A 22,997-nucleotide genomic window follows, 5' to 3' on the forward strand; every position below is an offset into this window, starting at 1 on the left:
AATTACTTACTTTTGTTGCAAAATAGCTCACAAGTGAGTTGGGTAATAATATCTGAAATTCGATTTTACAGCGTCTTAAAACATAAATATTGAAACGGCTAAATTATGTCAGATCTTTCCGAAGTTAAGATTTTTTCCGGGGAAAACAGCAAGTATATTGCTGAGAAAATTGCTAAATCGTTGAATTTAGATCTCGGACAAAAGACTTTATTACATTTCAGTGACGGAGAATTTGCGACTTCTTACGATGAAACAGTTCGTGGTGATCATGTTTTTATCGTACAATCCACTTTCCCGCCTAGTGATAACCTCATGGAGTTATTAATGATGATCGATGCGGCTAAACGTGCTTCTGCCTATAAAGTAGTAGCTGTCATTCCGTATTTCGGTTTTGCACGTCAGGACAGAAAAGACCGTCCGCGGGTAGCTATCGGTGCTAAGTTAGTAGCCAATTTGTTATGTGCTGCTGGGGTCGACCGGATCATGACGATGGACTTACACGCAGATCAGATTCAGGGATTCTTCGATATTCCGGTAGACCATTTGTATGGTTCCACGGTACTTGCTCCCTATATCCGTTCTCTGAAACTCGAGAATCTGGCTATTGCTTCACCGGATATCGGCGGATCTAAACGTGCTAATTCATGGGCAAAATTCTTCGATTCAGGGTTAGTGATCTGTCACAAAACCAGAGAAAGACCGAATGAAGTGGCCGACATGAAAGTAATCGGAGATGTAGAAGGTAAGAATGTAGTGATCGTAGACGATATGATCGATACTGCCGGAACTATCTGTAAGGCTTCCAGTATCCTGAAAGAGAAAGGTGCTTTATCGGTAAGAGCCGTAGCTACTCACGCCGTACTTTCGGGAAAAGCCTATGAGAATATCGAAAAATCAGCTTTAGACGAAGTTATATTTACGGATTCTATTCCTTTACACCAGGAATGCAGTAAAATCAAAGTGATTTCTGTTGCCGACATGTTTGCAGAAACAATCCGGAATGTCGTTGAACACCGTTCTATCAGTGATCACTTTATTATGTAGTCTTTACCTGATCGGATATAAAAAGCGAAGCATGGTCTTCGCTTTTTTTTGTAACCTGGCTCATGGAATACCGTAACATAACGAAACGTTTTTTACTTAACCACACCCATAAATGATGCCCGCTTTAACTTCCCAGGAAACCAAACAGTTATTAGCATTTCAAACTAATGAAATCACCGAACACCATATCTACCATCAACTATCACTTTTACAAAAAAATGAAAATAACCGCCGGATATTAACCGAGCTAGCAGCAGAAGAATCAGGACATTACCAGCTCCTGAAAACATATACCCAAAAGGAAGTAGGGCCTAAAAAAGGCAAAGTTCGTTTCTATGTTTGGATTGCCCGTTTATTCGGGCTTACTTTCAGTATCAAACTGATGGAAAATAGTGAAAAATATGCTCAGGAAGCCTACCGTCAAACTCATTTGGAAGATTTACAAAAAATTGCCCGGGATGAAGAAATTCATGAATCGAGATTAATCGAGCTTATCGATGAAGAAGGGCTGAATTATATGAGTTCTGTCGTTTTAGGACTGAACGATGCGCTGGTAGAATTTACCGGAGCCCTGGCCGGCTATACTTTTGCCCTTCAACATGCCAAACTGGTAGCCCTGACAGGCGCTATTACCGGCATTGCAGCAGCTCTTTCCATGGCTGCCTCGGAATATCTCTCTACCCGAACTGAAAACGATGTTCACAAAAATGCACTAAAAGCCGCCGTATACACCGGAATCGCTTATGTTATCACTGTCGTTGTCCTGATTTTGCCTTTCGTCCTCCTGTCCAATGTATATTGGGGGCTGGGCGTCTGTCTGTTCGGAGCATTAGTGATTATAGCTATTTTCAATTACTATTATTCCATTGTCAAAACAGAAAGCTTCCGGCATCGCTTTACTGAAATGGCAATAATCAGTATAGGCATAGCAGCGATCAGTTTCCTAATCGGCTATGCACTTCGGGTTTTTACAGGTATAGAGTTGTAAGCCCGGTTTATCTGACAGGATATACCCAGGTCCGTTCTTTTCCTGGTTCTCTCACAATCCGGTTCAGAGCCACTTGTGCCTCTTTACGAGTTTCATAGCCATCATAAGTGACCATGCTCATATTATAAAAAGGAACAATCCGGGAGTCGTAACCTTCCTGGATTAATTTAGCCTGTAAACGTTCAGCATTCTCCGGAATTTTAAAACATCCGGCCACCAGATAATAATTCACCTGTTTCACAACAGGTTTCGGTTCTTCTTTAGGAGGAGCCACCGGTTCCGGTTTTGCCACTTCAACAACTTCTACTTTCTGTGTCGTCAATTCTTCTTTTACCTTTTTATCCTTACAGGAAAAAAGACACAACAAAGAAAGGGCTAGTAAAATAACAGTAATTTTCATCGTGCTGTAATTAATTTCTATCACTATTACGCTTTATCGGCGTTAAAGATAACATTATAAAATAATTTTAACAAATCTATGAGGTTATATTGCTTCTACTATTCGTTTACGGAAAATCCATAAACCCAGAAAGCACAAAAAACCATTCACCAATAAAATTTCAAAACCGAAACAATAGCCCCAAAACCATTGTTCTGAAAAATGATCGAGGACATAAGAAATCAGGGGTGACAGCAAACATATCCAAGGCAGAAATTTTCCTTTTACCTGATATTCGGTCATCAGCCCAAAAGTAAACAACCCTAAAATCGGCCCATACGTATAACCGACAGCTTTCAATACCGCATTGACGACACTGGTATTATTCAATTCCCGAAAAAGAATTACTACGATACACATCAATAGTGAAAAAGCCAGATGTACTCCTATTCTCCGGCGTTTTTGCAAAGGATCCTTTGGATCGATCTTCAAAAAATCGATACTGAAGGAAGTGGTTAAAGAGGTCAGGGAAGAATCTACAGAAGAGTAAGCAGCTGCCGTTATGCCCAGCAAGAAAAATAAACCGGTGGTTACTCCGAAATAGTTCATCGATAAAAAAGCAAAAACATCGTCCGATTTTCCGGGAAGTTCTACGATTTTCATCTCCGCATATATATATAATAAAGCTCCCAACGCGAGAAATAAAACATTCGTAAGTAAAAACAGAAAAGAAAAAGAATACATATTGATCCGGCAGTCTCTCAGTGAACGACAGGTCAAGCTCTTTTGCATCATATTTTGGTCCAATCCATTAATAGCAACCGTAATCGCTATTCCGGCCAGAAACTGTTTCAGGCTATTGTGGGAAGAACGCCAGTCCCAATCAAAGATACGGGCATAAGAACTCTCCCGAATAGAACCGGCCATCGTACTAAAATTCAGATCCAGCTCCTGACAAATGACGGCAATAGTCAAAACCACCGAAATCAGCATAAAAACCGTTTGTAAGGTATCCGTCCAAACAATCGTTTTTATACCACCCCGAAAAGTGTATATCCACACTAATCCTAAGGTAATAAATACCGTCAAAGCAAATGGAATTCCCAGACTGTCGAATAAAGCCAATTGCAATACTCCAACCACTAAGAACAAACGAAACGAAGCGCCGACCAACTGAGATAAAATAAAGAAAAACGATCCGGTCAAACGGGCTTTTTCACCGAAACGGATACCCAGCCAGGAATAAATGGACACCAAATTCAACTTGTAAAATAAAGGTAATAAAACCAAGGCAATCACCACATATCCGATGCAATTTCCCATTACGACGGGCAAATAAGTCCAATTGCTATTCCCGACTTCACCCGGTATGGAGATAAACGTTACTCCTGAAAGGGAGGTCCCGATCATCCCAAAAGCCACCAAATACCAGGGGGAAGTCCGATTAGCCGTAAAAAAAGTCTCATTATCCGATTTCCGGGAAGTAAAATAACTGATCAAAATCAGTATCCCGAAATAAGCAAGCAAAATAAATAGCACTAAACCCGACGACATATCCTTGTTTTAAGCCCATTACCGTACGAAAGTAATTATTTTTTTATACATTTGCTAAAGAACCCTAATTCCCTTTCCGATGCGGCTACTTTTTTTCTGTCTATTCGCTTGTTTCCTATTCAATTGCGGGCACCCAACCGTCCCCCGAAATATAGATGTTACCCGTATTTCTAAAAGCGACTTGCAGAAAGTCCGGTCTTTCGATCCAACCCAACTCATCGACAGTTGTACCTACATCCCTTTAGAAACCTCGGATCGGATTTTAATCGGCAGAGTAAAACAGCTGAAAATCACCGATAAATATATTTTCCTGGTAAATTCGGAAAACGATTCCCTCTATGTTTTCAACCGTCAGGGGAAATTTCTGAATACCATCGGTACCCGGGGCAGAGGCCCACGGGAATATCGTTCTATTCAATCTTATTGTTTTCCGCCTCAGGCAGACACAGTGATTATTTTCGATTCGGATAAGCTCTTATTTTATACGCCCACAAACCGATTCATCCGGAGTGTCGATCTGGTACCCCAACTACATCGGGATACCGATATCATCCGTAGTATAAACTCGATCGATTTTGCCGAACCGGGGAAATTACTTTTCAAATACGACCTGATGTATCGATGTAACGTATTTTATTCCACTTATAATTACAATACCGATGAACTCAAAGATATCGGATATGTCCCGCTCTCACTCGATTTAGGCAATACTCTTAACCGGGTAAACCTCGATTTTTTTGAAACGGCACCCTATAAACAAGAATTGAGTTGTGCCATACTCTATAACGATACGATCTTCCAATACCGGCAAGATTCTTTATCTCCCCGTTTCATTATCAATGCATTAAAAGACAAAGTTATTCCGGACCGGATTCTCCGGCAACTGAACGGTTCGGATCCCATGAAAGCAGGCAGTCTTTTGGTCAGCTCCGGTATCTTTATCAAAAATATATACGAATCGGATTCTTATTTTTTCATTTTATACAATGGCTCCGAACCTCAGGAACTGATCTGGAATAAAACGACACACCAAGGTATACTCGTCGAACTAAACGATAACTTTCGCGGTCACACTTATGCTCCGATGGCTGTTTCCGCCTTAGCAGTATTGAACGACGACGAAAAATACTATGATCCCAACAACGGAAATCGATATTTACCGGTCTCCCGACAAAAGCAAACCTTACAATTCCGACTGAAAGAAGAAGATAACCCTGTCATCGTCATTTATCACCTGAAACCACAATTCTAACCTCATGCAAATCATTATCCTTCCGGCTTATTATCGTTGACCGTCTGTCATCCGGCTACTGTCCGGGATAAAGATCTCCTGTATACCGCGACCGGCAAGACTTACAGGAAATCAAACATTTCAAGCCGGAACAGCTTACCGGCAGCATTATCTGCATGACTTTAGAAACTTCTGTCATTTTATGTTCCGCCACAACTTTATCCTTTACTTTTTAGCTTTTACCTTTTAGCTTTTACCTTTTACTTTATATCTTTGTGCCTCAAAATGAAATCATAAACAATCTATATTATCATGGAATACAACTTTAAGGAGGTAGAGAAAAAGTGGCAGAGCTACTGGAAAGAAAATCAGACTTACAAAGTCGACGTCGATCCGTCCAAACCGAAATTTTATGTACTGGATATGTTCCCTTATCCTTCCGGAGCCGGTTTGCACGTCGGCCACCCACTCGGCTACATCGCATCCGACATTTATTCCAGATATAAACGTCTGAAAGGATTCAATGTGTTGCATCCGATGGGATTCGATGCATATGGTTTGCCAGCCGAACAATATGCCATCCAAACAGGACAACATCCGGCCATTACAACAGAGAAAAATATTGCCCGCTATCGGGAACAACTCGATAAAATCGGTTTTTCTTTCGACTGGGACCGGGAAGTGAGAACTTGCGATCCGAAATATTATAAATGGACACAATGGGCATTTATCCAAATGTTCAACCATTGGTTCAATAAAGATACTCAAAAAGCCGAACCGATCGCCAAACTGGTAGAAACCTTTGAAAAAGAAGGGAACGCAAATATCAATGCAGCCAACTCGGATACCCCGATCTTCACGGCCGAAGCCTGGAAAGCCATGGATATCCGGGAACAACAGCGTGTATTGTTGAATTACCGGATCGCTTATCTGGCCGATACGATGGTGAACTGGTGTCCTCAGCTGGGAACTGTGTTAGCCAATGATGAAGTCAAAGAAGGACTCTCGGTGAGAGGTGGTTTCCCGGTCGTACAAAAGAATATGCGACAGTGGTCTTTACGGGTTTCTGCCTACGCACAGCGTTTGCTGGACGGATTGAACCACCTGGAATGGTCCGATTCGCTGAAAGATATCCAACGCAACTGGATCGGACGTTCGCAGGGAGCCGATGTGATTTTCGATGTAAAAGACTCGGATATACAATTGAAGATCTTTACAACCCGTCCCGATACGATCTATGGGGTGAGCTTTATGGTACTGGCACCGGAAAGCGATTATGTCAGGCAACTGACCACCCCCGATCAGGAAAAAGCAGTAGCTGAATACCTTGACTATGTAGCTAAACGTACCGAACGCGAACGCCAAAGCGAGATCAAAACCGTGACCGGCGTATTCACCGGTTCTTATGCGATGAATCCGTTTACCAACGAAGCGATTCCGGTATGGATCAGTGAGTATGTATTGGCAGGCTACGGAACGGGAGCTATCATGGCCGTACCGGCCCACGACAGCCGTGACTACGCTTTTGCACGTAAGTTCAATCTGCCGGTCATCCCGGTTATCGATAACGGCCAGCCTATCGATCTCAGCAAGAGTTCGTATGATGCCAAAGAAGGGAAGATGATCAACAGTGGACTGATCGACGGCATGGAAGTAAAAGAAGCTATCGCTTTCATCGCCGAAGAAGTGGAGAAACGGGGGATCGGGAAGAGCAAGATCAATTACCGCCTACGGGATGCCATTTTCAGTCGTCAACGGTATTGGGGCGAACCGTTTCCTGTATACTACAAAGACAGTATGCCCTATATGATAGATGAGGCAGAATTACCTTTGGAATTACCTGAAATCGATAAATATCTGCCCACGGAAAACGGAGAACCTCCTCTCGGCCGGGCTAAAAACTGGACCACGAAAGAAGGATATCCGATCGAGTTGAATACCATGCCGGGATTTGCGGGATCATCGGCTTATTACCTCCGCTATATGGACCCGCACAACGATAAAGCATTGGTCAGCCATGAAGCAGATGCGTACTGGCGTAATGTCGATCTGTATCTGGGAGGAGCAGAACACGCAACAGGGCACTTGATTTATTCCCGTTTCTGGAATATGTTTTTATATGACTTAGGAGTAGTTTGTGAACCGGAACCTTTCAAGAAACTGATCAATCAGGGAATGATACAAGGGCGTTCGAATTTCGTATACCGCATCGTAGGGACCAATACCTATGTATCTGCCGGTTTGAAAAGTCAATACGAAACAACCGAGATCCATGTAGATGTCAACATCGTCAAGAACGACATTTTGGACACAGAAGCCTTCAGAAAATGGATGCCTGATTATGCCGATGCCGAATTTATTCTCGAAGACGGTAAATACATCTGTGGCTGGGCCGTTGAAAAAATGTCGAAATCTATGTTCAACGTAGTCAATCCGGACGATATCATCGAACAATTCGGAGCCGATACTTTACGACTTTACGAAATGTTTCTGGGACCGCTTGAAGCACACAAACCCTGGGATACACAAGGCATCGACGGCGTATATAAATTCTTACGTAAATTCTGGCGTTTGTTCCTGAACGGAGAAGAATTCTCTGTCAGTGACGAAGTACCGACCAAAGAAGAATTAAAAGTACTTCATAAAACCTTGAAAAAAATCGAATTCGATATCGAAAATTTTTCTTTCAATACTTCTATTCCGGCTTTTATGATTTGTACCAACGAATTGGCTGCACTGAAATGCAATAAACGGGCTATTCTCGAACCCCTGGTCGTTGCTATAGCACCCTATGCTCCTCATATTGCTGAAGAATTGTGGCATTTGTTGGGACATGCCGAAAGCGTAACCGGAGCAACTTTCCCTCAATGGGAAGAAAAATACCTGGTGGAAGATAGCTTTGAATATCCGGTTTCTTTCAACGGTAAAGTACGTTTCAAACTGAATATGCCGTTGACTGCAACCCAGGCAGAAATCGAAGCTGCAGTCAAAGCCTCCCCTGAGGCAGGCAAATGGCTTGAAGGAAAAGAAATCCGGAAAATGATTATTGTTCCGAAAAAAATCGTTAATGTCGTGATCGCATAACCGGTGTAATTCTATATTATATAAAGGGAACGGTGTCAATACTGTTCCCTTTTTCTTTCTATTCCGAAATCGGAATAGAAAGAAAAAATAAACTTATGGCCGGGCGGCGGCGACTGTACGATCCTACCGGGCCTCTTCAGATCCCGGATTTTGCCGCTTAGCAGTCGGGACGATCAATAATATACTTCCTGTACCGATAGCTCCCAATATCAACAAAAGAACACGTATTTTGAAATCTTCAAGGATAAGAAAAGCAGAAATACTGATCATGATCCACATACAGGCAATCGAAATGAATTTACCGGTTAAACTCATCCCTTGCCGGGATTCGTAACGGCGGATATATTTTCCAAGGGGGGAACGATGTAAACGATCATGCAATCGCTTCGAACTTTTATAAAATAACCAGGAACTCAATAAAATAAAAGGGGTAGTGGGTAATCCAGGCACGAATATTCCGATTATTCCCAAGATTACAGAAAGGACACCTATGGTAATGAACAAAAATTTTTTCATCGAATTTTCCTGTTAAGAAGTAAATATTGCTTTTACACTTTCGGTATACTGCTGTAAGCGGGTAGACTTTTTAATCCGTTTCAATAACTTCCGGTCAGTTTCAGGCAAAAAATATTCCCACAAGGTCTTCATCTTCACCAGCAATTGAGTTTCTCCTTGAAGTACCTGGGAATAGGCTGAAAAAAGCTCTTCATGGAAGGCAAAATATATTGACATACGTTGTTCGGGCAAAAAAGTTTCATTTCCTTTAAATTCCTTAGCCAACAAAGGCGAAGACAACAATCCACGACCGATAAAAACGCCCTTCAGCAGAGGAAACCGAGTCAGAATTTGTCGGATATCCGACAAAGATTCAATATCACCATTGTAGTAAAGCGGATGCTGGCAAAGCTCATAGAAACCCTGAAATGCTTCTAAATCCGGATGGCCTTTATATTGTTGTTTGCCGGTTCGGGCATGAAGAGCGATGCGGCTAAGGCGAAGGGTATTCAACAATTCAACCAACACCATGCATTCGCTCGCATTTTCCCAACCCAACCGCATTTTCAACGAAAACTGAATTTCCGGATACTCTGCAATGGGAGCCAGTACCTCCGCTACCTGTGCGGGATAAAGTAACATTCCAGCCCCTTTGTGCTTACCGGCAATCATCGGGAAAGGACAACCCAGATTAATATCGATCTGCCTGTATCCCTTCTCTCCCACTGCATCGGTCAACAAACGAAATTCATCGGCACTACCGGGAAGAATCTGAGGAATCAAGTCAGCAACCGTATTCGTTTCAGGTTCTATATCCCGAAGATCACGCTTGCGAAGAGCCCCTTTTTCTACCCGGATAAAAGGGGTATAGTACACCTCCACCCCACCGAAATAGTGAGCGAAAGCATTTCTATAAATCCGGTCTGTATAACCCTGTAGAGGAGAAAAATGAATAGAATATCTATCGGAATCCATAAAATCAATTTCGTTTGCAACAAAGGTAATATCCAAACACCGAAAAAATAACAGTAAACCACTAAAAGTCCTGTTTTATTTATAGAAATGATTTAAACCTCTTATTTTCGTGAAATTTTCTTTAGCAGCAGGATAGCGAAAGCCAGATAATTCCAAGATGTCCGGCTGGAAACAGTAGTGTCAAACCGGTTTAGAACCGTTCTGAAGCTATCCACCCAGGCGTCGGTCCGCTCTATGTAATACCTTTCGGCATACAGTTCGTCGTCCACCAGAATATCATCGGCGTTGTCCCTTCGTTTATTGGCACGGATGTTCGTGATGACTTCCTTCTTTCTCAATACGTTGCGCAGGACATGTCCAATTCAGTACGGTAGTTGTCAAGTAGCTGAATCCATACGGATTTCCATTTGCCGCCCTTGCTCCATTCCCTGTAATGATGGTAACAGTCCCGTATGTCAGTACCTTGACGCTAAACAAGGCCTCTACCGGAAAAAGCGACCATTGGCAGCCTGTCTTGAGTTTGTACAAAATGGCGTTTGCCACCTCAATAAGGCAACTTTGAGTGACATAACCATGTTTTGCTGTGGAAAGCCAGAGCAATATTTGGTCACCTATAATATAAAGAACATTTCTATTTGTATGCTGTATTTTAATATCTTAATGCATTTTTAAGAAACTAACATAAGTTCAAATCACTTCAATAAATGAACAATAGATAATCAATAAGTAAATGTTTGAAAAGTGTAAGGAAAAACTTTTCAAATTACTGGCATTCATCCATCTTTTGCAGAATCAGGCGGTGACGTTTGGAAAACGGAAAGAACAGGTTGTCTGTATGAATTTTAAAATTTTAATGTTAAAAAATAATTTGAATATGGGATATTGCATGTATTATACATATATTTGTAGGCATATAAAATATGATATATACATGTATATTACAAAATAATTAAAAATTGTATGCAAAATCAAATTGATACTTTAAGGCAATTAAACTACGAATTGATTAAAAACCTGGGGTTGTTCAGGCAGCGGGCAGGGCTTTCCTTCGGACAACGTCACACACTATACCATATCAATGCCCATCAAGGACTGTCTATTCAGGAACTGGCAGAGCTTTTACAGGTGGATCACTCCACGATGAGCCGGAATGTCAAAAAGCTGATGCAGGCGGATTTGGTGGAAACATTTCAGGACGATGCCGACAAAAGGCGTAAGATGATTGCCTTGTCTGCAGTAGGCCGGCAAGTGTTGGACGAAGCGACGGAATCCATCAACCTCACCATTTCCAATGCTCTGCAATCACTTGATGAAGATGAAATAGAGAATGTCATTACAAATCTCAGAAAATACAGCAAAGCCCTGGAAGGGGTTCGTTGACAATGTTTTAAATTCGAAAACAGACAAAATATGGAAAAAGGAACATTGGTGCTGACACGGAGTGATATTCAGAATGCCCTTTCTTTGGCAGAATACTTACCTGTCATTGAAGAGGCACATGCGTTGCATGCACAAGGGAAGGTGTATGCGCCGGATTTACTACATGCGGATGTCAGGAACGGGGAATTTCATTTGAAGACAGGCGGGATATGTTATGGGGATGAAGAATATTATGGAGTAAAAATAAACGGAGGCTTTCCGGGAAATATGGAAAATTACGGTTTACCTAGCATTCTGGGGATTATCTATATATGCGATGCCCGGAACGGAAGTCCTATAGCCATCATGGATTCTGTAACTATCAGCAAATGGCGGACCGGGGCGGCGACAGCCGTGGCAGCCAAATACCTTGCTCCTGAAGGGAGGGTTCAATTAGGCGTATTCGGTTATGGCACACAAGCGGAAATCCAGGCGAAGTCCTTGTCATTGGTGAGACCCATTGAGATAATCCGGGTAAGCGGAAGAAATGTGAGAAAAGCGGAATCGTTTTCAGTCAGGCTGCAAAAAGAACTCGGCATACCGGTAATCTGCTGTTCCGGGGAAGAGGCTGCCCGGTGCAGCAACCTTATCGTAACAGCCACTCCGGCACACAAGTATTATATCCGCAAAGAATGGATACAGCCGGGATGTTTCATTGCCGCAATCGGAGCGGACAGTCCCGGCAAGCAGGAACTGGATCCGCGCTTGGTCGCTTCTTCCGTCGTTGTCACCGACATTAGGGTGCAGGCATGCCGGGTGGGGGAATCACAACACGCCATATCCCAGGGGCTGATGGGTAAGGAGTCCATCTATGCAGAATTGGGGGAAATCGTCACAGGCCGGAAAATATGCCCCGCCTCTCCCGAATCAATCATTATCTATGATTCTACAGGCACAGCACTCCAGGACATCAGCGTCGGAGTGGCAATCGTTAAAAAATTGAAGTCAAAGCACTGTAACAGAATCTGTTTTTAGAAAAAAAACGCTCGTTTTTTCTGGACAATAATTCCAATTTTCCGTGTCCTGAACAACACTTTTTCCGATACTTTTCTGTTTCTGTTATCTATTAATTTTTAATTGTTTATATGATTTGTGATTTTTAGGTTTCAACAATTGATTCCGTTCGTTTTCAAGGTCTGCCGTATCCAGAAAAAACGAACGTTTTAAATTGTCGTTAAACCTTAAACTCATGAAAAAGAAACAACTTTACGGACGGGGAGTCCCTATGCTCTGCATAGCCTGCCAACTCACAGTGGCTCCTCTGTTTTTTTCAAGTCATGTGCAGGCAGTCCCGGTCGCTCCAACCTTCCTGACGACCGCACAAACACAAGAGATGAGAACAATCAAAGGGATTGTCAGAGATGTCAACAACCAGCCATTACCCGGAGCGACCATCCGGATTAAGGGTACCTCTACAGGCGTGGTGTCGGATGTGGACGGGAATTATACCATTACCGTACCCGATGACCCGAATACTACCCTGCTCGTGTCGTTTGTCGGCATGAAACCCCAGGAGCAGAAAATTGGCAAATCGACGGCACTGAATTTCATCCTCGAAGAGGATGCCACCGTCTTGGATCAGGTGGTGGTGAACGGAGTATTTGAACGTAAGGCTAACACTTTCACCGGTTCGGTGAGGACTATCGGGAAAGATGACCTAAAGCGCGTGGGGAACTCTAATGTGTTGCAGTCGTTGAAGAACCTGGATCCTTCCATCATGTTTTTCGACAACATGTCTTTAGGTTCGGATCCGAACGCTATGCCTGAAATGGTGTTACGCGGCAAGTCCTCCATTAATATGGAAGATGTGGATCTGAAGGCGACCTACCAGAACGACCCGAATGCGCCTTTATTCGTGCTGGACGGTTTCGAGACCTCCCTCCAGAAAATCATGGACCTTGATATGGATAGGGTGGAAAGTTTGACCATTCTGAAAGATGCCTCGGCAAAGGCCATTTATGGTTCGAAAGCAGCCAATGGTGTGATTGTCATTGAATTGAAGAAGAATCCGTCCGGAGACTTGCGCGTCACTTACAATGGAAGCATGGAAATCGAGGCTCCGGACCTCAGTTCGTACGATTTGTGCAATGCTGCGGAAAAACTGGAGGTGGAACAGGCTTTCGGGATGTTCAACGATCCGGGAGCCGATTTCGAATCACAGCGCATGATGATTAAAATGTATAACCAACGCCAGTCGGCCGTCAAATCGGGAATCAACACGGATTGGATATCCAAGCCGTTGCGGTTGGGTGTGGGCAACAAGCATAGCCTTTCTGTGGAATTGGGCGACAAGGCATTACAGGCCATCGTCGATTTGTCTTACCAGAACATCAAGGGGGTTATGAAAGGTTCGGATCGTACAAACATCTCCGGAGCAATCTCCCTGTTGTACAGGCATCAGAATTTTCTGTTCAGAAACCAGTTGACTATCACTTCCAACGAAGCGCACGACTCCAAGTACGGGACTTTCGATGAATACACCAAACTCAACCCTTATTACACACCCTACGATCAATACGGTCATTTGACCGACAATATCGTCCCTTCTTTGGATCCGGGAAACAGTGTCACGGTGAATGCATGGTATGAGGATATTGAATTTGAGGCGAATCCCCTGTACAATGCACAGTTGAACACACTCTTACAGGACAAATACGTCGACATCACCAATAATTTCGAACTACAATGGTTTGTCATGACCGGCCTGAAGGCTACAGCCCGTTTCGGACTTACAGAACAACGCAGCAGGAGCGACGAGTTTTATCCGTCGGATCATCTGAAATTCGCCTCCTACAGTACCGACCGTCTGACGGAAAAGGGGAGCTACGACCTGGAAAACGGCGAACAACATTCCTTGAGCGGTAAGTTCGACGTACAATATAACAAGAATTTCCTGAGTGTGCATGACATTTTTGTCAATGCAGGTTTTGATCTGTCGCGCAAACAGTCTTCCACCAATCTGCAACAGGCAGAAGGTTTTCCGAGCGACAAGATGACCGACATTATCTTTGCCCGGCAATATCTGAAAGATGCCAAGCCCAAAGGGACGGAGGAGACTGTAAAGGATTTCGGTTATTATCTGTCGGCAAACTATTCCTATGACAATCGTCTGAACTTCGACGCCACTTTCCGTCAGAGCGCATCCAGCATGTACGGAGCCAACAGTCGTTGGGGGAAATTCTGGAGTGTGGGAGGAAGCTGGAACATACACAACGAGAGCTGGATGGAAGGTTCCAACATCACCCAATTGCGCTTAAGGGCAACGACAGGCTCGACCGGTTCCCAAAGCTCGGCAGCTTATAACGCATTGGCCTCATACGAATATTTCCTTGACAAGACATACGGAGGCCAGTTGGGAGCGCAATTGCTGAACATGCGCAACGAGGATTTACAGTGGCAGGAGAAAGTAGAGCAGAACTATGGCTTTGACTTCAATTATAAAAACCGTTATTCGTTTACTTTCGAATACTACCATTCCATTACAAACAATGCGGTGAACCCTCTGAGCCTGGCTCCGTCTACCGGTTTCACCACCGTTCAGGAAAACGTCGGAAAAGTATTGAACCGGGGGTTCGACCTACGTGCCGGAGCGACCGTATGGCAACAGCCGGCAGACCGTTCCTATCTGTCGTTCTCCCTTATGATATCGCGCAACAAAAACATCCTGAAGGAAATATCCGAAGCCATGCGTTCCTATAACGAACAGCAGGAGGAACTGGCTACTGAAGGTAATGTACCTGTCCAGAAATATTACGACGGTGTTTCCATGGATGCCATCTGGGCGATGCCTTCCTTAGGGATAGACCCGGCCAATGGCCGCGAAATCTATATCGCGAAAGACGAGAACGGCAATCCTTACCGGACCTATACTTACGATGCGGCCCAGCAGGTCATCTGCGGTGATGAACTACCCAAATTCCAGGGGAATGCCGGTGTCAATTTCGAGTACAAAGGATTCGGCATCAATGCTGTACTGACTTATCAGTACGGGGCCAAAATGTATAACCAGACATTGGTTGACAAAGTGGAAAACGCCGACATGAAATATAACGTGGACCGACGCATCTATACCGACCGTTGGCGCAAACCGGGAGATATCGCCTTGTACAAAGCAATCAGCGAAGAAGTGTATGTGTCCGAAAAGCAGCAGTTCGCTTCAGAGAAGACATATCCTACCTCCCGTTTTGTGCAGAAACGGAACGAATTGAAGATATCCTCCCTGCAACTGTCATACGACTTCTTCCGTCATGACTTTGTGAAGAAAATCGGTCTTGAAAGGATTCTGCTGCGGTTCAATGCAAACGACCTTTTCACCTTTTCAAGCATCGACATTGAGCGGGGAACCTCCTATCCTTTCGCCAGAACGTTCAATTTCTCCTTAAATGTGACCTTATAACACCGAGAACCATGAAAAAGAATATCATATATAGTTTGTCATTGTTCCTGCTCCTTTCCCTGTCGGCCTGCAACCAATGGCTGGAAGTGGAGCCTAAAACGGAAATCAAGAGTGACAAGATGTTTGAGAATGAAACCGGCTTCAGAGATGCCCTGATCGGATGCTACATGATGATGGCGGATTCCACCCTTTACGGGCGGGAATCCACTGTCTGCTTTTTTGATGTGCTGGCACAGCAGTATGACATGGCCACGAACAATCCTTACAACAATCTCAAGCAGTACCGTTATGAAAGCTATACCGGGACCATCGACGGTATCTGGCAAAAAACCTACCGCATCATCGCCAACCTGAACGCGCTGCTCGAAGTGAGCGACGAAAAAAAGGCCATCCTGCATCCCACCACTTACGGCATCATCAAAGGAGAAGCCATCGGTCTGCGGGCTTTCCTGCACTTTGAACTGCTGCGCATATTCGGCTGGGGAAATCTGGAGAACCAGCCTTCCAACCTGGACAAGCTTTCCATCCCTTACGTGACGGAGTATAGCAAGGTGCTCACCAAACAATCTACCGTAAAAGAAGTACTGGGATACATTCACCGGGATCTTGCGGAAGCGGATTCACTGCTGAACTACTGGGATTCTTACGGAACTGCAATCAAAGGAGATGACTATGAGATGGATGAGAACGATCTCTTTTTCAAGGAACGGAAGAGCCGTTTCAATTACTATGCAGTCAAAGCAACGGAAGCGCGTGTGTGTATGTGGGAGGGGAAATACAAGGAGGCTCTGGAGGCCATTGAGGAACTGTTCATGAAGAAGCAGGTTATCCCTTGGGTGGATCCTGAATCAAGTGTGCATGTGGAAGAAAAAATGAGGGATTTGTCGTTTACCGCCGAGCACATCTTTTATCTGGAAGTGAACCAGCTATATAAGACACTCCGTCCTTATGTAGAGCAGTACAAGATAAACGCGGACTTTTCCAGCACTGACAATGAAAAGGTGTTCTATACTACCAAGACCAAGGGGGAAAGCCTTTATGAAATCGCCGATGGGACAGGCGTGTCGGATATCCGGTATATGCGGTGGTTTAACAAGACGGAAGCAAAAGCCTGGACTTTTCTGAAATTCTACGAACCGGCAGATTCAGAATCCAGGGCAAAAAACAAGATGCCCTTGATGCGCAAACCGGAGATGTACTATTATGCGGCGGAGTGCTATAACAACCTGAACAATCCCCAAAAGGCAGTCGACGCACTGAACGCCGTGCGGGTGGCCAGAGGCATCCTATATGAGAAAAACCTGCCCGCCTCCTTGAGCAAAGAGGAAATCAGCCGGGAAATACAGAAAGAATGGCAAAAGGAGTTTGCAGGAGAAGGGCAATTGTTCTTCTATTACAAACGATTGGGGTTGAACATTCCCAATGCCTCCTTAGGTGCCGGCGATGCCTTGTTTGTTCTACCCCTGCCCGAAACGGAGGTTGAAATAGGAGGACGTGAAGATTATGGCAATAGTATCAATAAATAACACAAGAACGGTTATGAGAAACTTTATTTTTCAGTTAATCATCATAGCTTCCGCCCTGTTTGCAGGGGTCTCCTGCTCCAAGGAGAAGGTGACGCTGTATACGGAAGCTCCGGGAATCTACTTCAACGGATTCTCCACCACTTATAATTTTACGGAACATCCTGAAAATGTGGAAATCGGATGTGACACTGTCAATATCCCTTTCCTCATTACCGGGAGTGCGATGGATAAAGAGCGTGTGATTAAGGTGAGGCTGTCACCGGAGGATACAATTACAGCCGAGGAGAGTATGTATGAACTCCTGTCGGGGAGTGTCCCCGCAGGAAGTTATCAGGGGCAGTTGCAGGTGAAAATAAACTACAGTCCGTTGCTGGACGATTCCGTCTATGTGACCAGACTGCGGGTGGTGGCCACGGAAGATTTTCCTGTCACGGATTTGAACGGGAGGGTTTTCAGCCTGTATATCACCAATAAAATCGGACGACCGGCCAATTGGAGTCAATTAAATAACTATTTTGGGGAGTATTCCGACTCATGGTACCGTTTCATTTTAGATGCAACCGGGCTTCCCTCCCTCCCCTATTGGTCTCCCAGAGGCAGTGCGGATCCGAACAATCCCGATCCGGAACGCTGGACCATGACCGGTACAGAGGTAAAAGCCTACGCCGCTTTGGTGAAAGAAAAACTGACCGAATACAACAATGAGCATCCCGGCAACCCGTTGAAGCATGAAGACGGAGAATATAAGGGACAGCCGGTCACCATGCCTTAAATCATCACCTAAAAACTCAAAGTCATGAAGATAAAAACATTACTTGTAGCCCTATTGGGAAGCCTGTTTCTGGCTTCCTGTTTCGAGGACGACTCTTCCTTGAACTATAAACTGATGAACCCGATTGTCATCGATCTGGGTGATGAACCGACCACCTATAAAGTTTTCGCATTCGACACCTTGGAGATAAAGCCGATTACTTACAAAGAAGGCGTGCCGGACGCAGATCTCTCGTTCAAATGGACCCTGGAAGGCAATACCATTATTCCTAAAGTCATCGATTCCACCATGACCCTGAAATACATGGTCGATGTCAGTGCGCAAAACAATGCCTACAAACTGGTGTATGAAGTGAGGGACAATACCACGGACATCATCCAGGAACAAGTGTTCGATGTGACGGTGATGAGTCCGTTCGGGAGCGGTCTGATCGTGTGTGACACAAAAGACGAGATGACTTCCGATGTGTCGCTGATCATGGCATACAATTTCACCGATAGCTATCGCAAAGAACAGGATACGGTGATGCGGAATCTGTTTTCGAGTGTCAATGGTCGGAAAATCAATGGAGTTGCGACAGCCGTCCGTTCTACCACTTATCAGGTCAACCGTTCGCTGACCATCGGGACCGACCACACTTTGGACCGGGTGGACCCTTTCAATTATTCCTATATCGACGGCAACGGCGACATGTTTGTCATCGATCCCGGCCAGTACAATGTGACTACCATTGGCTATGATCCGCAAATAGGGGCAGAACTTCTTGCCATTACCGGCAAAATCTATCCGAGGAGCATGCAACAAGACAACAAGGTGTATTCCTATTATCTTCAGACCAGCGATATGTCCGACTATTACATGGGCATTTTCTACCGTCCGGCCTGGGAAAATGGAATCGGGTTTGACGAGAAAAACGGACGCTTGTTGGAATTTGACAGCGACGACCAGTTGAAAGTGTTCAACAGTGCCAAGCTTCCCGCCGACGCCCCTTTCGATCAAAACAAACTGCAGGGCTTTACCTGCCTGGCCATGTTTTCCGGTGACGACAGCCAGATGCACATCATCCTGAAAGAAAAAGACCCGAAAACAGGGAAGGCCAAGACCAACGGGAAAATCTATTCGTATATAACTTTACGGACTTATGACCCTGAGACTGATAATGGGAAACCATTGAAAATTATCGACCTGAACAGTTTTCCCGAGATTCAGGACGCACGCTTTTTTGAGGGGACGGAAACCCAGAATGTCATTTATTATGCCACTTCCACCAAAATCTATTCCATCAACCTGGCTATCGCCAATCCTCTTGTGACCCTAGAATATACGGCGCCCGAAGGAGAGGAAATCACTTCCATGATGGCATGGAAAGAATATCAGGGAAAAGTGGACTACACCAATCCCAATCCGAACGCGGATGCCGACGATAAGGTGATAGAGGTAAGCAACAACAACCGTATGATTGTATTGTCGACCTACAATCCCTCAAGCCGGGAAGGGTTCGTCAGGACTGTCGCCATCGCCACCCTGGGTACGGGCACTTTGGAGAAGAACCGGGAACTGCACGGCGAGTTCGGAGGATTCGGCCGCATTACAGCCACCAATATACAGAAAGCGTTCTAAAAACACAGAATCATGAGACATACACTATATTTATCAATTCTCGTATTGTCGTTAGTGACGGCATGTACTAAAGAAGCCGATATGAACATAGCAAAAGAGTCGGAACATACTGTCAAGAAGAATCTGTTCCGGGTAACCAGGATAGAAGGACACAATGACCATTGGGGTGATTACATTTGGATTATAAATTACAACAAGGAGCAGATAGAGAGTGCTTTCCACATTGATACAGAGGGGGACACCATTGGCAACTTCGGGATATCCAACAACTCGGATATCAATTATGAAATCGAAGTCAATGATTGGATTCCCAAGATTGACAGCGATTCCATCAGTCGTTTGGACCAATTTCTGAAAAATAAGTACGGGGCAGGGAATTACAGTCTGAAAGACAGCATCCCGCTCGTTGGGAGGGTTTTGTATAGCCAGAAGGTCGATCTGTATGAGGACGGACGGATCAAACGGCAAAGCGTCGTGCATTACACCCCGAGGGAAGATGTGGGTACAGGCGAGGACTTTGACAACTCCTATCTGAAAACTTACAGGACAATCAATACTTATGAATACAATGAAAACAGCAATATCTGCATCAACCGGATTTATCATGATGTTTACGACCCGGAAGACATCCATCAGGAAACTTACGAACGCACCTTGCATAAATACGAAACATTGTATGAAGGCGACAGAATCACTTCCATCCTTTATATGACAGCCCCTGCCGGAGAGAACTGGATTGAACAGGACCGTTATTCCTTCACCTATTCCGGTAATCTGTTGCAATCCGTCAAAAGCAACGGCAGAACCCTTGAATTCACATACAACGGAACGGTTCCTGCCACCGTCACTGACGGGGAAACACAATATACCTACAAATTCGACGGAAATGGAAATGTGACGGAAATAAACGACGGACAAGGAAATTTCATGAAAATAACCTATGAGTCCGGGCACGGAAATTTCAGTGTCTTCACCCCTGTTATTGACCAAATGTTAGGGAAACCTTTCATCAAGTAAAAAACAGAAAAAGGGATTGCCGGAACATGTTTTGGCAATCCCTATAAATACACTATTTGTTTAACCTAGCAAAATTAATGATTATGAAAACAAATTTGCGAAAAATGATTCTATGGACAATTGCTTTGCTCGCAATCAGTATTATGACGACAAGTTCTGTAAACCCCGGTTATGATGAATTTGGTAATGACATTAATGAATGTTTGGAAGATCCTTGTCCAGAAGGCTATACATGTATGAATTTGCCAGGAAGTTTTTTGTGAGAAGCTCCAGATGGTGAAATTATCGAAGGAGATGGAGATTCTAGTAGTAAAGGTTATAAAGTGCATGATGGTGATTGTAGTTTCAGCGCATCTATAGATGCAGATGGTTATGTGACTATTTTTGGGATTAGAAAATTTGTAGGTCTCAATGCAAAGGGAGTATATAAAAAAACATTTTATGGAGTCAGAAGAGATTGTGAATTGAATGGCACTTTTTTATGTAAACCTCACACTTGTGCAAAATTTTGGTTAGATATGAAATAATAATTTGTGAAGTCGGGAGATTCCCGACTTCAATTATGGTCAAAATGCTATGATTATGTCTAATATAAAATATTGCATTAGGATAGGAATTTTGTTTTTAGCCGGTATTATCGTTTTCGGTTGTAATGAAGATAGACAGAATGAAAAGGATTCCGATATATTTCAAATCAATATTCCTCTGACATCCGGGGATAAACCCTTATTTGCCGATTCGCTGTTTTGTGGGAAAGAAATAGTGCCCCTGGAAACAACTCCGGAATGCCTGATTTCCCAAATTGACAAACTGGAAATTGCGGATGATAAACTGTATCTGTTGGATGACGAACAGGATTTTATATTCATTTTCAGTAGACAAGGAAAATTTATTCATGGAAGTTCTCCTATTTACATGACTGATGAGTATATGGTAAATTTTATAGAAGCATCATTTCTTGTTTCCTATCGGGAACAAGAAGGAAAAATACCTGAGCTGACTCAAGAATGGGAATTAAATATCAAGGAAGAAGATAACCCTTGTCTTTATTTTTATAAATTGAAGAATTGAGTATGAAAAATACCGAAAAAATAACAGTAAACCGCTAAAAGTCCTGTTTTATTTATAGCTTTGTCTGGTAATCATACCTTTAAAATTCATTTTATGAAATATTTTTTCATGCTATTTGTTTGCCTGACGTTAAGTCATTTCGGTTATACCCAAAATGACGATCGGGGTTATATCGTAAAAGTGGGTGATAAAGCACCCGACATTACTATCACTTATACGGACGGAACCCGGAAAAAGCTATCCGATTTCCGCGGTAAAATCGTCATGTTACAATTTACAGCCAGTTGGTGCGGAGTATGCCGTAAAGAAATGCCTTTCATCGAAAAAGACATTTGGCTGAAACACAAAAATAATCCTCATTTTGCCCTGATCGGTATCGATCTGAAAGAAAACCGGGAACAGACAATACAGTTTGGCAAGGATTTAAAAATCACTTATCCATTGACCTTAGACCCCGAAGGTAAAGCCTTTTACTCCTTTGCTGCCCAGGGAGCCGGAGTCACCCGAAATATCATTATCGATAAACAAGGCAAGATAGTCTTCATGACCCGTCTCTACGATCCGGAAGAATTCGGGAAAATGTGCGAGGTCATCGACCGATTGCTGGATTAACCTTATCTCCAACTGTCATAATTGACCGCCGCTTCAAGGCGATTTTCAAGTGTATCGGATAATTGTGGGAAAAAATCGATGTTTGTGAGCCGTTCTACGGAATCCACAGTCACTGCATAATCCCGCAATTGCCTTTTTTCTTGGGTATTGGGAAGAACAAAAGCAATCATTTGCCGGGCCCCGGGAGCATAAACTACTTTGTAGAAAAAACCGGGAACGGTAACTCCAGTCCGACCGATTTTTCCTTTATTGTCTTTAAAAACAGGACCGGTGACAATATAAATCCGTTCTTTCTCTCCCCAATCCCGAACTAGCTTTTCCAGGCTTTTCCATATTCCCCGGTTAAAAACCGGCAATTGAGGAGAAATATTCGACATCAAAAAGGTTTCCTCCATCGCCTCAGCAGAATGAGCCATATCGGCAGCGGGGCATAAATGTCCGCGATCGTATCCACTTTTGATGTAATCGGAAGGCTTCGCAGATCCGGAAGATACTTTTTTATCTTCCCTAAACCGGTCTGTACGCTCGGCCACCCTTTCTTTTCCTTCCAATTCCAAGGTATAATACACCCAATTGGCTTGTTTATGCCGACTATTGAAACTAAGCGTATAATAAGTATGACGAACAATTTCTCCCTCACCTGAAGGAAGCAATTCCGTATATTCAAACAACCTCTTTGCTTCATGCAAAGAGGCTGCTCCAATTTCTTTATCCGAAGTCCGGGAGACATAAAACCCCCAGACAATTCCCAAACCTAACAAGCCACCAATAAGCCTTGTCCAACGCCGGGAAGACCTTTTTTTTCCAGCCATTT

General features: G+C 43.8%; 19 protein-coding genes and 1 pseudogene. 14 read left to right on the plus strand and 6 right to left on the minus strand.

All coding sequences use genetic code 11. The annotated features are described in order from the left end of the window. Positions 1-105: 105 nt before the first annotated feature. Together ODOSP_RS13290 and ODOSP_RS13295 are read left to right on the plus strand one after the other, a co-directional pair. Positions 106-1,044, plus strand: a complete 939-nt coding sequence (locus ODOSP_RS13290) for a ribose-phosphate pyrophosphokinase (protein WP_013612817.1) — start codon at positions 106-108, stop codon at positions 1,042-1,044. Positions 1,045-1,156: 112 nt separating this feature from the next. Beyond that, on the plus strand, positions 1,157-2,032 hold the full coding sequence (locus ODOSP_RS13295) for a VIT1/CCC1 transporter family protein (RefSeq protein ID WP_013612818.1): 876 nt from the start codon (positions 1,157-1,159) through the stop codon (positions 2,030-2,032). A gap of 7 nt (positions 2,033-2,039) precedes the next feature. Here ODOSP_RS13295 and ODOSP_RS13300 read toward each other — a convergent pair whose 3' ends face one another. After that, entirely contained in the window at positions 2,040-2,432 is a 393-nt protein-coding gene (locus ODOSP_RS13300) for an SPOR domain-containing protein (protein WP_041556834.1), read from the minus strand. An 84-nt stretch (positions 2,433-2,516) separates the two neighbouring features. Then, on the minus strand, positions 2,517-3,965 hold the full coding sequence (locus ODOSP_RS13305) for a sodium:solute symporter (protein WP_013612819.1): 1,449 nt from the start codon (positions 3,963-3,965) through the stop codon (positions 2,517-2,519). Positions 3,966-4,044: 79 nt separating this feature from the next. On the opposite strand from ODOSP_RS13305, the gene ODOSP_RS13310 reads away from it, so the two are divergent. Both ODOSP_RS13310 and leuS read left to right on the plus strand, forming a co-directional pair. Continuing rightward, a complete protein-coding gene (locus ODOSP_RS13310; RefSeq protein ID WP_013612820.1) occupies positions 4,045-5,217 on the plus strand; it encodes a 6-bladed beta-propeller in 1,173 nt (390 codons plus the stop codon). Between the two features lie 291 nt (positions 5,218-5,508). Further along, on the plus strand, positions 5,509-8,280 hold the full coding sequence (gene leuS, locus ODOSP_RS13315) for a leucine--tRNA ligase (RefSeq protein WP_013612821.1): 2,772 nt from the start codon (positions 5,509-5,511) through the stop codon (positions 8,278-8,280). A gap of 123 nt (positions 8,281-8,403) precedes the next feature. Here the strand turns inward: leuS and ODOSP_RS13320 are convergent, their stop codons facing one another. From ODOSP_RS13320 to ODOSP_RS19275, 3 genes and pseudogenes are all read right to left on the minus strand, one after another. After that, entirely contained in the window at positions 8,404-8,796 is a 393-nt protein-coding gene (locus ODOSP_RS13320) for a YbaN family protein (RefSeq protein WP_013612822.1), read from the minus strand. Positions 8,797-8,808: 12 nt separating this feature from the next. Then, positions 8,809-9,750, minus strand: a complete 942-nt coding sequence (locus ODOSP_RS13325) for a tRNA-dihydrouridine synthase family protein (RefSeq protein WP_013612823.1) — start codon at positions 9,748-9,750, stop codon at positions 8,809-8,811. Between the two features lie 101 nt (positions 9,751-9,851). Next, a pseudogene (locus tag ODOSP_RS19275) lies at positions 9,852-10,404 on the minus strand (hypothetical protein). A gap of 306 nt (positions 10,405-10,710) precedes the next feature. Between ODOSP_RS19275 and ODOSP_RS13340 the strand changes: the two are divergent. The 10 genes from ODOSP_RS13340 (at position 10,711) to ODOSP_RS13380 (ending at position 22,183) form a co-directional block, all read left to right on the plus strand. Then, positions 10,711-11,130: a MarR family winged helix-turn-helix transcriptional regulator gene (locus ODOSP_RS13340; RefSeq protein WP_013612825.1), complete on the plus strand. Its 420-nt coding sequence runs from the start codon at positions 10,711-10,713 to the stop codon at positions 11,128-11,130. 30 nt (positions 11,131-11,160) lie between these two features. After that, complete coding sequence (locus tag ODOSP_RS13345) at positions 11,161-12,144, plus strand: ornithine cyclodeaminase family protein (RefSeq protein ID WP_013612826.1); 984 nt, start codon at positions 11,161-11,163, stop codon at positions 12,142-12,144. 214 nt (positions 12,145-12,358) lie between these two features. After that, positions 12,359-15,565 carry a SusC/RagA family TonB-linked outer membrane protein gene (locus ODOSP_RS13350; RefSeq protein WP_013612827.1) on the plus strand — a complete coding sequence of 1,069 codons (3,207 nt, stop codon included), beginning with the start codon at positions 12,359-12,361 and terminating at the stop codon, positions 15,563-15,565. An 11-nt stretch (positions 15,566-15,576) separates the two neighbouring features. Further along, on the plus strand, positions 15,577-17,091 hold the full coding sequence (locus ODOSP_RS13355; RefSeq protein ID WP_013612828.1) for a RagB/SusD family nutrient uptake outer membrane protein: 1,515 nt from the start codon (positions 15,577-15,579) through the stop codon (positions 17,089-17,091). Positions 17,092-17,104: 13 nt separating this feature from the next. Next, a complete protein-coding gene (locus ODOSP_RS13360) occupies positions 17,105-17,863 on the plus strand; it encodes a DUF4843 domain-containing protein (RefSeq protein ID WP_013612829.1) in 759 nt (252 codons plus the stop codon). Positions 17,864-17,887: 24 nt separating this feature from the next. Then, entirely contained in the window at positions 17,888-19,483 is a 1,596-nt protein-coding gene (locus ODOSP_RS13365) for a PKD-like family lipoprotein (RefSeq protein WP_013612830.1), read from the plus strand. Positions 19,484-19,495: 12 nt separating this feature from the next. Further along, complete coding sequence (locus tag ODOSP_RS13370) at positions 19,496-20,500, plus strand: hypothetical protein (protein WP_013612831.1); 1,005 nt, start codon at positions 19,496-19,498, stop codon at positions 20,498-20,500. An 83-nt stretch (positions 20,501-20,583) separates the two neighbouring features. Continuing rightward, entirely contained in the window at positions 20,584-20,763 is a 180-nt protein-coding gene (locus ODOSP_RS19770; RefSeq protein ID WP_046450816.1) for a calcium-binding EGF-like domain-containing protein, read from the plus strand. 319 nt (positions 20,764-21,082) lie between these two features. Continuing rightward, positions 21,083-21,571, plus strand: coding sequence for a 6-bladed beta-propeller (locus ODOSP_RS19480; protein WP_013612833.1), 489 nt, complete (start codon positions 21,083-21,085; stop codon positions 21,569-21,571). 108 nt (positions 21,572-21,679) lie between these two features. Next, positions 21,680-22,183 (plus strand): TlpA family protein disulfide reductase, encoded by a 504-nt coding sequence (locus ODOSP_RS13380; RefSeq protein WP_228026239.1) that lies wholly within the window; start codon positions 21,680-21,682, stop codon positions 22,181-22,183. A gap of 2 nt (positions 22,184-22,185) precedes the next feature. Here ODOSP_RS13380 and ODOSP_RS13385 read toward each other — a convergent pair whose 3' ends face one another. Then, a complete protein-coding gene (locus ODOSP_RS13385; protein ID WP_013612835.1) occupies positions 22,186-22,995 on the minus strand; it encodes a DNA/RNA non-specific endonuclease in 810 nt (269 codons plus the stop codon). Positions 22,996-22,997 lie beyond the last annotated feature (2 nt).

Source organism: Odoribacter splanchnicus DSM 20712 (assembly GCF_000190535.1).
Lineage (GTDB): Bacteria > Bacteroidota > Bacteroidia > Bacteroidales > Marinifilaceae > Odoribacter > Odoribacter splanchnicus.

Bases quoted from the DNA above. Each gene is read 5' to 3' on its own strand.
- ODOSP_RS13300 (WP_041556834.1), bottom strand. From the start codon at position 2,432: ATGAAAATTACTGTTATTTTACTAGCCCTTTCTTTGTTGTGTCTTTTT.
- ODOSP_RS13370 (WP_013612831.1), top strand. From the start codon at position 19,496: ATGAGACATACACTATATTTATCAATTCTCGTATTGTCGTTAGTGACG.
- ODOSP_RS13360 (WP_013612829.1), top strand. From the start codon at position 17,105: ATGAGAAACTTTATTTTTCAGTTAATCATCATAGCTTCCGCCCTGTTT.
- ODOSP_RS19480 (WP_013612833.1), top strand. From the start codon at position 21,083: ATGTCTAATATAAAATATTGCATTAGGATAGGAATTTTGTTTTTAGCC.
- ODOSP_RS13380 (WP_228026239.1), top strand. From the start codon at position 21,680: ATGCTATTTGTTTGCCTGACGTTAAGTCATTTCGGTTATACCCAAAAT.
- ODOSP_RS13365 (WP_013612830.1), top strand. From the start codon at position 17,888: ATGAAGATAAAAACATTACTTGTAGCCCTATTGGGAAGCCTGTTTCTG.
- ODOSP_RS13355 (WP_013612828.1), top strand. From the start codon at position 15,577: ATGAAAAAGAATATCATATATAGTTTGTCATTGTTCCTGCTCCTTTCC.
- ODOSP_RS13325 (WP_013612823.1), bottom strand. From the start codon at position 9,750: ATGGATTCCGATAGATATTCTATTCATTTTTCTCCTCTACAGGGTTAT.
- ODOSP_RS13310 (WP_013612820.1), top strand. From the start codon at position 4,045: ATGCGGCTACTTTTTTTCTGTCTATTCGCTTGTTTCCTATTCAATTGC.
- ODOSP_RS13345 (WP_013612826.1), top strand. From the start codon at position 11,161: ATGGAAAAAGGAACATTGGTGCTGACACGGAGTGATATTCAGAATGCC.
- leuS (WP_013612821.1), top strand. From the start codon at position 5,509: ATGGAATACAACTTTAAGGAGGTAGAGAAAAAGTGGCAGAGCTACTGG.
- ODOSP_RS13350 (WP_013612827.1), top strand. From the start codon at position 12,359: ATGAAAAAGAAACAACTTTACGGACGGGGAGTCCCTATGCTCTGCATA.
- ODOSP_RS13340 (WP_013612825.1), top strand. From the start codon at position 10,711: ATGCAAAATCAAATTGATACTTTAAGGCAATTAAACTACGAATTGATT.
- ODOSP_RS13320 (WP_013612822.1), bottom strand. From the start codon at position 8,796: ATGAAAAAATTTTTGTTCATTACCATAGGTGTCCTTTCTGTAATCTTG.
- ODOSP_RS13385 (WP_013612835.1), bottom strand. From the start codon at position 22,995: ATGGCTGGAAAAAAAAGGTCTTCCCGGCGTTGGACAAGGCTTATTGGT.
- ODOSP_RS19770 (WP_046450816.1), top strand. From the start codon at position 20,584: ATGAAAACAAATTTGCGAAAAATGATTCTATGGACAATTGCTTTGCTC.
- ODOSP_RS13295 (WP_013612818.1), top strand. From the start codon at position 1,157: ATGATGCCCGCTTTAACTTCCCAGGAAACCAAACAGTTATTAGCATTT.
- ODOSP_RS13305 (WP_013612819.1), bottom strand. From the start codon at position 3,965: ATGTCGTCGGGTTTAGTGCTATTTATTTTGCTTGCTTATTTCGGGATA.
- ODOSP_RS13290 (WP_013612817.1), top strand. From the start codon at position 106: ATGTCAGATCTTTCCGAAGTTAAGATTTTTTCCGGGGAAAACAGCAAG.